The sequence below is a fragment of the Azospirillum oryzae genome (assembly GCF_900177515.1).
Lineage (GTDB): Bacteria > Pseudomonadota > Alphaproteobacteria > Azospirillales > Azospirillaceae > Azospirillum > Azospirillum oryzae_A.
Window position 1 is genome coordinate 395,891 of sequence record NZ_FXAK01000002.1, and the last position, 12,112, is coordinate 408,002.

Consider the following 12,112-nt stretch of genomic DNA (forward strand, 5'->3'; position numbering starts at 1 on the left):
TAGCCGGGCGGGACCGGCATCGGTGCCGCGCGGCATGCGCGTCTATGCGGTCGGCGACATCCATGGCCGGCTCGACCTGCTGGACCAGATGCTGGGCCAGATCCTGCGCGATGCCGAACAGGCGCCGAACCTGCTCAAATACCTCGTCTTCCTCGGCGACTATGTCGACCGCGGCCCGGATTCGCGGCTGGTGATCGAGCGGCTCGCCTGCGGTCTGCCGCCGGCCTTCGGCGCGGTGTTCCTGCGCGGCAACCATGAGGACACCATGCTGGGCTTCCTGTCGGATCTCCGCGTGGCGCCCGGCTGGCTGACCTATGGCGGCGATGCGACGCTGGAGAGCTACGGCATCCCCGCCCCCGATCCCGATGCGCCGATGGACCATCTGCAGCAGGCGCAGAGGATGCTGAACAGCCTGCTTCCGGCCCACCACCGCGCCTTCCTGACCGGTCTGCGCTGCCATCTGACCATCGGCGACTATCATTTCGTCCATGCCGGCGTCCGCCCCGGCGTCCCGCTCGACCGGCAGGAGGACCAGGACCGGATGTGGATCCGCGAGGCTTTCCTGGCCTCGCGCGTCGACCATGGCAAGGTGGTCGTCCACGGCCACACCATCGCGCCGGAGCCCGAGCTGCTGTCCAACCGCATCGGCATCGACACCGGCGCCTACGCAACCAACCGCCTGACCGCCCTGGTTCTGGAGGGGACGGATCGGCGGTTCTTGTGCACGGTGTGAAGAGGCTTTTGGCCGGAATTGAGGGGAATCGGCGCCGGAGCAAGGGCTAAAAAGCACATCTGCCGCAATGGAAACGTCCAGCCGACGTTTCACGGCGCATAATGGCCGCCTTCGACGCGAGCGTGTCCGCGCAACTTGCGGCATGCCCACGCCTCACCTCAGGGAGGGGCACATGGATCGCCAAGCGGTATACCAGGAGATCACGGACATCTTCGGGCTGGTCCCATCCTTCTTCAAGGAACTGCCCGACACCACCATCGAAGCCGAATGGCGCCTGTTCAAGGCCGTGCAGGTCGATGACGGGCCGATCCCACAGAAGTATCGCGAACTGATTGGTCTGGGGATTGCCGCCGTCATGAAGTGCCGGTATTGCGCCTTCTATCACACGGCGCTCGCCAAACTGTTCGGCGCGACACAGGACGAGATCGAGGCCGCCGTTCATTACGCGAAGTCCAGCGCGGGCTGGAGCGCCTACCTGAATGGCATGCAGGTGGATTACGACACCTTCACACGGGAGGTCGATCAGGCCTGCGACCATGTGCGGAGCCAGATGTCGCAACAGCAGCGCGCCGCCTGATCGGCACCGGTCCGGAAACGACGAAGGGCTTCCGGATCACTCCGGAAGCCCTTGTCTGTTGGTCGGAGAGAGAGGATTCGAACCTCCGGCCCCTGCCTCCCGAAAGCAGTGCTCTACCAGGCTGAGCTACTCTCCGATCATGGCACCGGCGGGCGGTGCCGTCCGCCGGTGGAGCGGGTGTATAAACGGTTCCGGCCGGCGGCGCAATGCAAAGTCACAGCCTGACGGGCGCATTTTTGCCATGCCGTTTCGCCATGCCAACCGAACCCCGAAACGACGAAGGGCTCCCGGATTTCGCCGGAAGCCCTTGTCTTGTTGGTCGGAGAGAGAGGATTCGAACCTCCGGCCCCTGCCTCCCGAAAGCAGTGCTCTACCAGGCTGAGCTACTCTCCGATCATGGCACCGGCAGGCGCTGTCGTCCGCCGGTGGAGGGGGTGTATAAACGCTCGCGCTCCGGCGCGCAACGCAAAAAATGCGTCATCTCCCAAAAAGATCCGGCCCCCTCCCATCCGGTCAGAAATCGCGATCGATCACGAAATCAATGACTTCCAGCAGGGCCTGCTTGATCTGCCCGTCGGCGAACAGGCCCAGGCTGTCGCGGGCGATGGAGCCGTAATGGCGCGCCCGCTCCACCGTGTCCTTCAGGGCGTTGTGGCGGGCCATCAGCGCCTGGGCACGCTCCAGGTCGCCGTCCTTCTGGTCCAGCTCCTCCATCACCCGGCGCCAGAAGGCGCGCTCCTCGTCGTTGCCGCGGCGGAAGGCCAGCACGACCGGCAGGGTGATCTTGCCCTCGCGGAAATCGTCGCCGACCGTCTTGCCCAGCTTGGCCTGCAGGGCCGAGTAATCCAGCACGTCGTCGACCAGCTGGAAGGCGATGCCGAGATTCATGCCGTAGTCGTAGAGCGCCAGCTCCTCCGCCTGCGGGCGGTTGGCGACGACGGCGCCGACGCGGCAGGCGGCCGCGAACAGCTCGGCCGTCTTGCCCTTGATGACTTCCAGATAGGCCTGCTCGCTGGTCTCGGTGTCGTTGGTGGTGCGCAGCTGCAGCACCTCGCCCTCGGCGATGATGGCCGAGGCGCCGGACAGGATGCGCAGCACGTCGAGCGACTGCACCTCCACCATCATCTCGAAGGCGCGGGAGAACAGGAAGTCGCCGACCAGCACGCTGGCCTTGTTGCCGAACACCGCGTTGGCCGAGGCCATGCCGCGGCGCAGGTCGCTTTCGTCGACGACGTCGTCGTGCAGCAGGGTGGCGCTGTGGATGAACTCCACCACCGCGGCCAGCAGCCGGTGATGCTCCCCCTGATAACCGCACATGTTGGCGGCGGCGAGCGTCAGCACCGGGCGCAGGCGCTTGCCGCCGGCCGCGATCAGATAGCCGGCCAGCTGGGGAATCATCTCGACCTGCGACTGCATGCGGTCGAGGATGATCTGGTTGACGGCGCTGAGGTCCTCGGCCACCAAAGCGGTCAGGTCGTCGAGCGGGGTAGACTTGCGCCGTTTCGGCTCGAAGTTGGTCACGACCGCCAAGGTCGACTCCACGGGTGATTGACGCCAGAATTTGCGCTAGGGAGCATAACGGCCTAGCCTCTTCGGTCAAGTCCGCAGGGGACCGTTCTTTCGAGACGTCATGACCGAACTGTTGCGCACCACCGACCCCGTCCGCCTGTCCTGGCTGGTCGCCCTGCTGGCCGATGCCGGCATCGAGGCCATCGTGCTGGACAGCTACACCAGCATTCTGGAGGGCTCCATCGGCGCCATTCCCCGGCGGCTGATGGTCGGCACGGAGGACGCCGCACAGGCCCTCCGCATCCTGCGCGAGGCCGGCGAAGCGTGAGCGGCCATATCGTTACGCCTCCGGAACAACTCAGGGAATCTCCCGTGGATTTCCTGCTGAACGGTCGGGTTAAACTGCTCCAGCCGGACGGCGGCTATCGCGCCGCCATCGATCCGGTTTTCCTCGCCGCCATAACCGCCGCCGCTGCCGGCGAGCGGGTGCTGGATGTCGGCACCGGCACCGGGGCTGCGGCACTGTGCCTCGCCGTCCGGGTGCCGGGCGTGGCGGTGGTCGGGCTGGAACAGCGGGCCGACGCCTGCGACTTCGCCCGCCGCAATGCCGCGCTCAGCGGTGTGGCGGAGCGGGTGACGGTGGTCCAGGGCGACCTGCTGGCCCCGCCCGAGGCGCTCGGGACCGTCGGATTCGACCGCGTGATGATGAATCCGCCCTATCTGAAGGCGGGTGCCGCCAGCGTCCCGCCCGACGACTGGAAGGCCGCCGCGAATGTGGAGGGGGCGGCGGGGCTGGCCGACTGGGTGCGCTTCGCCGACCGCATGCTGAAGCCGCGCGGCACGCTGACCATGGTCCACCGCGCCGACCGGATCGACGACATCCTGCACGCGCTGCGCGGACGGTTCGGCAGCCTCGTCCTGGTGCCGCTGTGGCCCAAGCCGGGGGTGGAGGCCAAGCGGCTGCTGCTGGTCGCCCGCAAGGGCGGAAAGGCGCCGGCCCGGCTGACCGCCGGCCTGACCGTGCACAGGGCGGAAGGCGGCTACAGCCCGGAAGCGGAGCGGATCCTGAGGGACGCCGAAGCGCTCACGATTTAGCGGGGGCGGAGCCTTTCAATCGGGAGACTTCAATCCCATCTCTGCCGGCATGAGCCTGCAATCCCTTCTCGCCAAACTCCCCTTCGGCCCCTGGCGCAAGGCCGGGCCGCTGGTGTCCGTCGTCCGCCTGACCGGGGTCATCGGCCAGGGCGGCCCCTTCCGCTCCGGCCTGTCGCTGGCCGGCGTCGCACCGCTGCTGGAACGCGCCTTTGCGCCGAAGTACCAGAAGGCGGTGGCGCTGATCATCAACTCGCCGGGCGGGTCGCCGGTGCAGTCGGCGCTGATCGCCAAGCGCATCCGCGATCTGGCGGAGGAAAAGAAGGTGCCGGTCTTCGCCTTCTGCGAGGACGCGGCGGCGTCGGGCGGCTACTGGCTGGCCTGTGCGGCGGACGAAATCTGGGCGGACGAAAGCTCCATCGTCGGCTCCATCGGCGTGGTGTCGTCGGGCTTCGGATTGCATGCGCTGATCGAGCGCCATGGCATCGAACGGCGGCTCTACACCGCCGGCGACAAGAAGGTGCTGCTCGACCCCTTCTCGCCGGAGCGGGAGGACGGCGTCGCCCATCTGAAGGCGCTGCAGGCCGATGTGCACGAGGCGTTCAAGGCGATGGTGCGGGCACGGCGCGGCGCGCGGCTGACCGGACCGGAGGAGGAGCTGTTCTCCGGCGCCTTCTGGGCCGGGCGCCGGGCGCTGGCTCTCGGGCTGATCGACGGGCTGGGCGACCTCCGCTCGGTGATGCGCGGGCGGTTCGGCGAGAAGGTGCGGTTGCGCGTGGTGCAGCAGGAGCGCGGCATGCTGCGGCGGCTGGGCTTGCGGACCGGATACGGCAACGCCCCGGCACTGGAGGCCGGGGCGCATGAGGCCTTCGCCGAGGCGCTGGTGGCGGCCGCCCGCACATCGCTGGACGATTGGGCGGCCTGGGCCAGGCTGGGGCGTTGAGGAAGCCTGCCGTCAGCGGTCGGCGGTGACGGCCGCCGACTGCAATCCGTAATCGTCGGCCTGGATGAAGCTGGCGCGCAGCGGCTTCAGGACGAACATCGCCAGGATCGCCGCCACCAGATTGAAGCTGGCGGCGATGTAGAACACCGCCTGCCAGCCGAAATGGCTGGCGATGATGCTGCTGATCGGGACCAGCAGCGCCGCCGTGCCCTTGGCGGTGTAGAGCATGCCGGCGTTGGTCGTCGCGAACTTCGAGCCGAAGGTGTCGCCGGCGGTGGCCGGGAACAGGCTGTAGATCTCGCCGAACACGCAGAAGAACATCGCCGTGAAGATCACGAACATGATCGGGTTGCGGCCCAGCTGCGTCACCAGGATGATGGCGATGGCGGCGGTGCCGAAGGCGATGAACATGGTGTTCTCGCGGCCGATGCGGTCGGACACCCAGCCGAAGAAGGGGCGTCCGGCGCCGTCCAGCACGCGGTCCAGCGAAATCGCCAGGGTCAGGGCCGGCAGGATGAAGCCGAACATGTTGATCGGCGAATCGGCGACGTGGAAGTCATGGGCGATCGGCGCGATCTGGGCCGCCGCCATCAGGCCGCCGGACGCCACCATCACGAACATCAGGTAGAGCAGCCAGAAGACCGGCGTGCGGATGACGCGGGCCGGCGGATGGTCGATCTTGGTCTGGGCCGGGCCGGTCCTGCGCGCCGCCGCGTTCGACTTCGGCGCCTTGCGCAGGAAGAAGGACAGCACGAAGATCACCACGCCCTGCCCGATGCCGAAGACCAGGAAGGCATGCTCATAGCCCTGGTTGGCGATCATGTTGGCGATTGGAATGACCGTGGCGCCCGCACCGGCGCCGAAGCCGGCGGCCGTGACGCCGGCGGCCAGACCGCGCTGCTGCGGAAACCATTTCAGCGCGTTGCCGACGCAGGTGCCATAGACGCAGCCGGCGCCGATGCCGGAGATCACAGCCGCGGTGTAGAGCATCGGCAGCGACGAGGCCTGGCTGTCGATCACCCAGGAGCCGCCGACCAGCAGGCTGCCGACCAGCACCACCGCCTGCGGGCCGTAGCGGTCGACGAACCAGCCTTCGATCGGGACCAGCCAGGTTTCGGTGAAGACGAAGATGGAAAAGGCGATCTGGATGGCTGCACGTCCCCAGCCATGCTTGGCGTCGATGGGATCGACGAACAGCGTCCAGCCATATTGCAGGTTGGCGATCATCGCCATGCACAGCAGGCCGACGCTGAGCTGGAACCATTTGTTTGTCAGAAGACCGCGGTCTTCGGTCGTCTCTGTGGTCATGCCCCAAAGTCCCGTTGAGCGTGGGGGCGCAGGAGTCTCGGAGTGCGGCGGTCCATCCGTATCGCACCGCGTCATGCGCCGTTCGGAGATGACTGTGCGCCCCAACTGTTCGTATTCCAAATACCGGATACTGAACGCGTAATTCTTTTCCACATTGTGGAATGCATTGAAAAGGCTCGCTTTTTCGCGATTGCTGGCATGCACACATTGCTTGACTTACGAACAAAACTGTCAAAGACAAGCCATGCGGCGCACACATATTTGAAATACGGTATCTGGTATACATAATATCTTGCTGCAGCGCAGAGCCGGGCGCATGATCCGCTCATGGTCGACGGCGCCGGCGGACGGTGCCGCAGCAAGGGGAAATCGCACGATGTCGAGCATTCTGAGCCGCCTGTTCGCCGGTCCCGCCGCCCTGGCGCCTGCCGGCATCGCTCCCGCCGGGTTCACCTTTGCCGAGGCGCTGCCGCAGATCGCGATGGCGGACCTGTTCGCCGGCCTCCGCACCCGGCATGGCGGCGGCAAGCGCAAGCCGGAATCGCCGGACGTCGCGCAGTCCTGGGCCGAGTTCGGTCGGGGCTTCTGAGCGATCCGCTTAAAGCACTACGCCGCGGAGTTCTGCGTCAGCAAAGTGGTGAGCCAGCGGAAGTTGGTTCCGTCGCCGGCCTGGATGGCGCTTTCAACCACCTGCATCGCGGTCGCGGGGTCCTGCGGATCGGGCACCATCGATGCAGGGTCCATGGCGGCGTCGCCCTGCCCCTCTTCCTGGGCGAACAGGGTGACGGCGCCGACGCCGAGACGGACGGAAGGCTGGGCGTTCGGCACCACCCCGGTGCCGTCGGCGGAGGTTCCGGCCTCCCCCACCCCATTGAGGGTTTCCAGCATCGCCGCGAACTGGCCGGCCAGCGCCCCCGCCTGCCGGGACGCGGACGTCCCTTTGCGCTCCAGGACGTCTTCCGCCCTGATGCGCATGGCTTGCGTGGCCTCGCTGTTGGCCATCATCGACATGGGACGATTCCCTGCGGTTAGTGGCGAACCGCAGGGACACACGCAATAATCACGCCATCAACACAACCGGCGGAACGCAAGGGCTCTACCCACTCCTGCGACGATTTGACCGGCAAAAATTTCCCAGCCGCCCGGCAGAAGTTTCCCAGCGGCCGGCAAGCCTTGCCGGCCAATGGCGTTCCATCAGTCGCGGCCCATCAATCCCGAAAATTCTGGTACTGCAGCGGCTGCTCGATGCCCAGCCGCTTGACCAGGGCGATGGCGTCCTGCAGGTCGTCGCGCTTCTTGCCGGTCACCCGCAACTCGTCGCCCTGGATCGAGACCTGGACCTTCATCTTGCTGTCCTTGATCCCTTTGACGATGGTCTTCGCCAGATCCTGCGCGATTCCCTGCTTGATGGTCACCGGCTGGCGAAGCGCGTCACCGGCGGCCCGCTCCGGCTTGGCGGAGAAGTCGAGCGCGGCGGCATCCAGCTTGCGGCGGGTCACATAGACGCGCAGCAGCTCCTGCATCTGCTCCAGCTTGGTGGCGTCGTCGGCCAGCAGAACGATCTCGTTCTCGGTCCGCTCGACCGTGCATTTGGAGCCCTTGAAGTCGAACCGGGTCTCGATCTCGCGACGGACGCCGGCGATGGCGTTGTCGACCTCGTGGACGTCCGTCTTGGACACGATGTCGAAGGACGGCATGGCGGTTCTCTCCCTGATAGGACGGCTGAAGAACGAATCGGCCGCACCGTAAAGAAGACGGCCGCCGCACTCAACAGCCGCCTTCCGCACATCTGCTCTCCAAACAACCGCCGGGCAGGTCAGTTCATCTCTTCGGCGTAGTGGCAGGCCACCAGCCTTTCATCGACCGGACGCAACGGCGGGACCTCCGTGGCGCAGCGGTCGGTGGCGAAGGGGCAGCGCTTGTGGAAGGCGCAGCCCGGCGGCGGGTTCAGCGGCGACGGCAGTTCCCCCTTCGGCACCACCCGGTCGACCCGCAGTTCCGGATTCACCCGCGGCGTCGCCGCCAGCAGGATGCGGGTGTAGGGATGGCGCGGCCGGGTGAAGACCACGTCCTTGGCGCCATGCTCCACCGGCTTGCCAAGATACATCACCATCAGCGAATCGGCGATGTGCCGCACCACGCTGAGATCGTGGGAGATGAACAGGTAGGCGAGGTTCAGCTCCTCCTGCAGATCCATCATCAGGTTCAGCACCTGCGCCTGGATCGACACGTCGAGCGCCGATACCGGCTCGTCCGCCACCACCACCCGCGGGTTCAGCATCAGCGCGCGGGCGATGGCGATGCGCTGGCGCTGGCCGCCGGAGAACATGTGCGGATAGCGGTCGACCTGATCGGGACGCAGGCCCACCTTCCCCATCATGGCCACCGCGCGGTCGCGCCGTTCGTGCTTGTCCATGTCGGTATTGATGACCAGCGGTTCGGTCAGGATGGATCCCACCGTCTTGCGCGGGTTCAGCGAGCCGTAGGGGTTCTGGAACACCATCTGCACCGTGCGGCGCAGTTCCTTCATCTCCGCCGCGCTGCGGCCGACGACCTCGCGGCCGTCATAGAGCAGCTCGCCCGAGGTCGGCGGCTCGATCATGGTGACGGAGCGGGCCAGCGTCGACTTGCCGCAGCCCGACTCGCCGACCACCGCCAGCGTCCTGCCGGCCTGCAGGCGGAAGGACACGCCGTCCAGCGCCTTCACCGTCGCCATCGGCTTGAAGGCGCCGCGCTTGACCGCATAGTGCTTGCGCAGATCGCGGGCCTCCAGGACGACCGACGAACCGGCGGTGGCCTCGAAGATGTGGGGTTCGGTCTGAGGCTGGGTCTCGGTGGTCATCACAGCGCCTCCCCGGCGGCGGGATGGCCGTCCGGCAGCGGGTAGAAACAGCGGGCGCGCCCGTCGTCCACATCGAACAGGGCCGGGCGCTCCGCACGGCAGCGGGCGTCGGCGAAGCGGCAGCGCGGGCTGAACAGGCAGCCGGCCGGTCGGTCGGCGATGCCCGGCACCATGCCGGGAATCGTCGGCAGCCGGCGCTTGCCCAGCGCCCGCTCCGGCAGCGCGTCGAGCAGAGCGCCGGTGTAGGGGTGGCGCGGCCGCTCGAACAGGGAATGGACCGGTCTCGTTTCCGCCACCTGGCCCGCATACATGACGACGACGCGCTGGGCCGTCTCCGCCACCACGCCCATGTCGTGGGTGATCAGGATCAGCGCCATGCCGCGCTCGCGCTGCAGATGGACCAGCAGGTCGAGGATCTGCTTCTGGATGGTGACGTCCAGCGCGGTCGTCGGCTCGTCCGCCACCAGCAGGCGCGGGTTGCAGGCGATGGCGATGGCGATCATCACGCGCTGGCTCATGCCGCCCGACAGCTGGTGCGGGAAGGCGGACAAGCGCGTTTCCGGCGCCGGGATGCCGACCTGCTCCAACAGAGCGATGGCGCGGTTGCGCAGCGCCTTGCCGGACAGCCCCTCGTGCACCCGCAGGGTTTCCATGATCTGGAAGCCGACGGTGAAGCAGGGGTTCAGGCTGGTCATCGGCTCCTGGAAGACCATGGCGACGTCCTTGCCGGTGATCTTCCGGCGCTGGGCGGCGGGCATGGTCAGCAGGTCGTTGCCGGCGAACATCATCCGGTCGGCGACCACCCGGCCGTTGGAGCCGAGAAGCCCCATCACGGCCAGCGAGGTCACGGACTTGCCGGAGCCGGATTCGCCGACGATGCCGACGACCTCGCCTTCGTCCACGGTCAGGTCGATGCCATCCACCGCGCGGAAGGTGCCGGCGCGGGTGGTGAACTCGACCGACAGGTTCTTGATGTCGAGAAGAGGCATGAGGTCAACGTTTCAGCTTGGGGTCGAGCGCGTCGCGAAGACCGTCGCCCAACAGATTGAAGGCCAGCACGGTCACCAGGATGGCGATGCCGGGCCAGGTCACGACCCAGGGCGCGCGCTGGAGGAACTGCAGCGAGGAGGCCAGCATGGTGCCCCATTCCGGCGTCGGCGGCTGCGCACCGAGGCCGAGGAAGCCCAGGGCGGCGGCGTCCAGGATGGCGGTGGAGAAACCCAGCGTCGCCTGCACGATCAGCGGCGCCAGACAGTTCGGCAGAACCACGATCAGCATCAGGCGCAGCGGCCCGGCCCCGGCGACGCGCGAGGCGACGACGTAATCCTTGTTCACCTCCGCCAGCACGGCGGCGCGGGTCAGGCGGGCATAATGCGGGATCACCACCACCGACACCGCCAGCATGGCGTTCACCAGCCCCGGCCCGAGGATGGCGGCCACCACGACGGCCAGCAGCAGCGACGGCAGCGCCAACAGGATGTCCATGGCGCGCATGATCAGCACGTCGGTCATCCCGCCGAAGAAGCCGGCGAGCAGCCCCAGCCCCAGCCCGACGGCCAGCGACAGGGTGACGACGATCATGCCGATCATCATCGACAGCCGCGCCCCGTACATCAGGCGGGACAGCATGTCGCGGCCGATGTCGTCGGTACCCAGGATGTAGCTCCAGCTGCCGCCATCCTGCCAGACCGGCGGGGTCAGGATTGCATCGCGGTACTGGATGTCGGGATCGTGCGGGGCGATGACGCCGGCGAAGATGGCGATCAGCGCGATCAGCGCGATGACCACCAGACCGCCCAGCGCGCCCTTGTTCTGGCGGAAGTGATACCAGAACTCGGTCAGCGGATGCGGTGGGCGCGAAACGGCGATCGGTTCGGGGGTTGCCGGCTCTGCGTTGGTCGAAAATTCAGCGGACATGGATTGGCCTCACCGCGCGTGACGGATGCGGGGGTTGAGGACGCCGTAAAGCACGTCCACCAGCAGGTTGACCAGGATCACCGAGGTGGCGATCAGCAGGACACCGCCCTGCAGGGCCGGATAGTCGCGGCGGTTGATCGATTCGATCAGCCATTTGCCGACGCCCGGCCAGGAGAAGATGGTCTCGGTCAGGATGGCGCCGCCCAGCAGCGTGCCGACCTGCAGGCCGATAACGGTCACCACCGGGATCAGCGCGTTGCGCAGCGCATGCATGCCGATGACCCGGCCGTCGGCCAGACCCTTGGCGCGGGCGGTGCGGATGTAATCCTCGCCCAGCACCTCCAGCATGGCCGAGCGCGTCATGCGCGCCACCACCGCCAGCGGCACGGTGCCCAGCACGATGGTCGGCAGCACCAGATGGCCCAGCGCGGAGCGGAACGCCTCGTAATCGCCGACCATCAACGTGTCGATCAGCATGAAGCCGGTCGCCGGCTCCACGTAATAGACCAGATCCAGGCGGCCCGACACCGGGGTCCAGCCCAGCCCGACCGAGAAGAACAGGATCAGCAGCAGGCCCCACCAGAAGATCGGCATCGAATAGCCGGTCAGGCTGAGGCCCATCACGCCGTGGTCGAACAGCGATCCGCGCTTGACCGCCGCCAGGATGCCGGCGGGCAGCCCGACCAGCGTCGCGAACAGCATGGCGCACAGCGCCAGTTCAAGCGTCGCCGGGAACAGCGTCAGGAATTCACGCAGCACCGAATTGTGGGTGATCAGCGACAGGCCGAAATCCCCATGCAGCACGTTGCCGACATAATCGAGGAACTGGTGCCAGAGCGGCCGGTCAAGGCCCATCTCGTGCCGCAGTTCGGCCAGCCTTTCAGGCGCGATGCCTCTCTCGCCCGTGCGCACCTCGATGGGGTCGCCGGGAACCAGCCGGATCAGGATGAAGGTCAGAAAGGTGATGCCGAGAAAGGTCGGAATCACCAAGCTCACCCGCGTCAGGATGAAGCGAAGCATCGACGGGTACTCGTTTTTTAAAAATTCGGTGAAAACCGGAACGGAGCGCCGAACCGACGACGCCCCGTTCCCTCAGGGGCACCTGCCCCACCTCGATCCCGCCGCCCGCTTTCGCAGGCGACGGGCACTGTCTCTCAACTCAGACCGGGGCGGGAGAGTGTTCATCACACC

At 67.0% G+C, this 12,112-nt stretch carries 14 protein-coding genes and 2 tRNA genes; 6 read left to right on the forward strand and 10 right to left on the reverse strand.

What is annotated here, in order from left to right; genetic code table 11:
• Positions 1-34 precede the first annotated feature (34 nt).
• Together B9N97_RS04860 and B9N97_RS04865 are read left to right on the forward strand one after the other, a co-directional pair.
• Positions 35-733 carry a metallophosphoesterase family protein gene (locus B9N97_RS04860; RefSeq protein WP_348520073.1) on the forward strand — a complete coding sequence of 233 codons (699 nt, stop codon included), beginning with the start codon at positions 35-37 and terminating at the stop codon, positions 731-733.
• A gap of 172 nt (positions 734-905) precedes the next feature.
• Positions 906-1,310 (forward strand): carboxymuconolactone decarboxylase family protein, encoded by a 405-nt coding sequence (locus B9N97_RS04865; protein WP_167393190.1) that lies wholly within the window; start codon positions 906-908, stop codon positions 1,308-1,310.
• A 59-nt stretch (positions 1,311-1,369) separates the two neighbouring features.
• Here the strand turns inward: B9N97_RS04865 and B9N97_RS04870 are convergent.
• The 3 genes from B9N97_RS04870 to B9N97_RS04880 all read right to left on the reverse strand — a co-directional run bounded on the left by B9N97_RS04870 (position 1,370) and on the right by B9N97_RS04880 (position 2,840).
• A tRNA-Pro gene (locus tag B9N97_RS04870) sits at positions 1,370-1,446 on the reverse strand.
• 180 nt (positions 1,447-1,626) lie between these two features.
• Positions 1,627-1,703: transfer RNA gene (locus tag B9N97_RS04875), tRNA-Pro, on the reverse strand.
• A 120-nt stretch (positions 1,704-1,823) separates the two neighbouring features.
• Positions 1,824-2,840 carry a polyprenyl synthetase family protein gene (locus B9N97_RS04880; RefSeq protein WP_085084688.1) on the reverse strand — a complete coding sequence of 339 codons (1,017 nt, stop codon included), beginning with the start codon at positions 2,838-2,840 and terminating at the stop codon, positions 1,824-1,826.
• 100 nt (positions 2,841-2,940) lie between these two features.
• On the opposite strand from B9N97_RS04880, the gene B9N97_RS04885 reads away from it, so the two are divergent.
• Genes B9N97_RS04885 through B9N97_RS04895 form a run of 3 tightly spaced genes read left to right on the forward strand, consistent with a single transcriptional unit; the run spans position 2,941 to position 4,854 of the window.
• A complete protein-coding gene (locus B9N97_RS04885; protein ID WP_085083912.1) occupies positions 2,941-3,147 on the forward strand; it encodes a putative signal transducing protein in 207 nt (68 codons plus the stop codon).
• 44 nt (positions 3,148-3,191) lie between these two features.
• Positions 3,192-3,914, forward strand: coding sequence for a tRNA1(Val) (adenine(37)-N6)-methyltransferase (locus B9N97_RS04890; protein ID WP_244560557.1), 723 nt, complete (start codon positions 3,192-3,194; stop codon positions 3,912-3,914).
• Positions 3,915-3,963: 49 nt separating this feature from the next.
• A complete protein-coding gene (locus tag B9N97_RS04895) occupies positions 3,964-4,854 on the forward strand; it encodes a S49 family peptidase (RefSeq protein ID WP_085083916.1) in 891 nt (296 codons plus the stop codon).
• 12 nt (positions 4,855-4,866) lie between these two features.
• Here B9N97_RS04895 and oxlT read toward each other — a convergent pair whose 3' ends face one another.
• Complete coding sequence (gene oxlT, locus B9N97_RS04900) at positions 4,867-6,162, reverse strand: oxalate/formate MFS antiporter (protein ID WP_085083918.1); 1,296 nt, start codon at positions 6,160-6,162, stop codon at positions 4,867-4,869.
• A 376-nt stretch (positions 6,163-6,538) separates the two neighbouring features.
• Here oxlT and B9N97_RS04905 point away from each other — a divergent pair, with 376 nt between their 5' ends.
• A complete protein-coding gene (locus B9N97_RS04905) occupies positions 6,539-6,751 on the forward strand; it encodes a hypothetical protein (protein ID WP_085083920.1) in 213 nt (70 codons plus the stop codon).
• A gap of 17 nt (positions 6,752-6,768) precedes the next feature.
• Here B9N97_RS04905 and B9N97_RS04910 read toward each other — a convergent pair whose 3' ends face one another.
• The 6 genes from B9N97_RS04910 to B9N97_RS04935 form a co-directional block, all read right to left on the reverse strand.
• Complete coding sequence (locus B9N97_RS04910) at positions 6,769-7,173, reverse strand: hypothetical protein (protein ID WP_085083922.1); 405 nt, start codon at positions 7,171-7,173, stop codon at positions 6,769-6,771.
• Positions 7,174-7,370: 197 nt separating this feature from the next.
• Entirely contained in the window at positions 7,371-7,859 is a 489-nt protein-coding gene (locus tag B9N97_RS04915; protein WP_085083924.1) for a YajQ family cyclic di-GMP-binding protein, read from the reverse strand.
• A gap of 119 nt (positions 7,860-7,978) precedes the next feature.
• Positions 7,979-9,004 carry a peptide ABC transporter ATP-binding protein gene (locus tag B9N97_RS04920; RefSeq protein ID WP_085083926.1) on the reverse strand — a complete coding sequence of 342 codons (1,026 nt, stop codon included), beginning with the start codon at positions 9,002-9,004 and terminating at the stop codon, positions 7,979-7,981.
• Complete coding sequence (locus B9N97_RS04925; protein WP_085083928.1) at positions 9,004-9,993, reverse strand: ABC transporter ATP-binding protein; 990 nt, start codon at positions 9,991-9,993, stop codon at positions 9,004-9,006. Before B9N97_RS04925 ends, B9N97_RS04920 begins: the two co-directional genes overlap by 1 nt.
• A gap of 4 nt (positions 9,994-9,997) precedes the next feature.
• Positions 9,998-10,921 carry an ABC transporter permease subunit gene (locus tag B9N97_RS04930; RefSeq protein ID WP_085083930.1) on the reverse strand — a complete coding sequence of 308 codons (924 nt, stop codon included), beginning with the start codon at positions 10,919-10,921 and terminating at the stop codon, positions 9,998-10,000.
• A gap of 9 nt (positions 10,922-10,930) precedes the next feature.
• Entirely contained in the window at positions 10,931-11,941 is a 1,011-nt protein-coding gene (locus tag B9N97_RS04935) for an ABC transporter permease subunit (protein ID WP_085083932.1), read from the reverse strand.
• Between the last annotated feature and the right edge of the window lie 171 nt (positions 11,942-12,112).

Bases quoted from the DNA above. Each gene is read 5' to 3' on its own strand.
- B9N97_RS04905 (WP_085083920.1), top strand. From the start codon at position 6,539: ATGTCGAGCATTCTGAGCCGCCTGTTCGCCGGTCCCGCCGCCCTGGCG.
- B9N97_RS04865 (WP_167393190.1), top strand. From the start codon at position 906: ATGGATCGCCAAGCGGTATACCAGGAGATCACGGACATCTTCGGGCTG.
- oxlT (WP_085083918.1), bottom strand. From the start codon at position 6,162: ATGACCACAGAGACGACCGAAGACCGCGGTCTTCTGACAAACAAATGG.
- B9N97_RS04910 (WP_085083922.1), bottom strand. From the start codon at position 7,173: ATGTCGATGATGGCCAACAGCGAGGCCACGCAAGCCATGCGCATCAGG.
- B9N97_RS04885 (WP_085083912.1), top strand. From the start codon at position 2,941: ATGACCGAACTGTTGCGCACCACCGACCCCGTCCGCCTGTCCTGGCTG.
- B9N97_RS04915 (WP_085083924.1), bottom strand. From the start codon at position 7,859: ATGCCGTCCTTCGACATCGTGTCCAAGACGGACGTCCACGAGGTCGAC.
- B9N97_RS04895 (WP_085083916.1), top strand. From the start codon at position 3,964: ATGAGCCTGCAATCCCTTCTCGCCAAACTCCCCTTCGGCCCCTGGCGC.
- B9N97_RS04935 (WP_085083932.1), bottom strand. From the start codon at position 11,941: ATGCTTCGCTTCATCCTGACGCGGGTGAGCTTGGTGATTCCGACCTTT.
- B9N97_RS04930 (WP_085083930.1), bottom strand. From the start codon at position 10,921: ATGTCCGCTGAATTTTCGACCAACGCAGAGCCGGCAACCCCCGAACCG.
- B9N97_RS04860 (WP_348520073.1), top strand. From the start codon at position 35: ATGCGCGTCTATGCGGTCGGCGACATCCATGGCCGGCTCGACCTGCTG.
- B9N97_RS04925 (WP_085083928.1), bottom strand. From the start codon at position 9,993: ATGCCTCTTCTCGACATCAAGAACCTGTCGGTCGAGTTCACCACCCGC.
- B9N97_RS04920 (WP_085083926.1), bottom strand. From the start codon at position 9,004: ATGACCACCGAGACCCAGCCTCAGACCGAACCCCACATCTTCGAGGCC.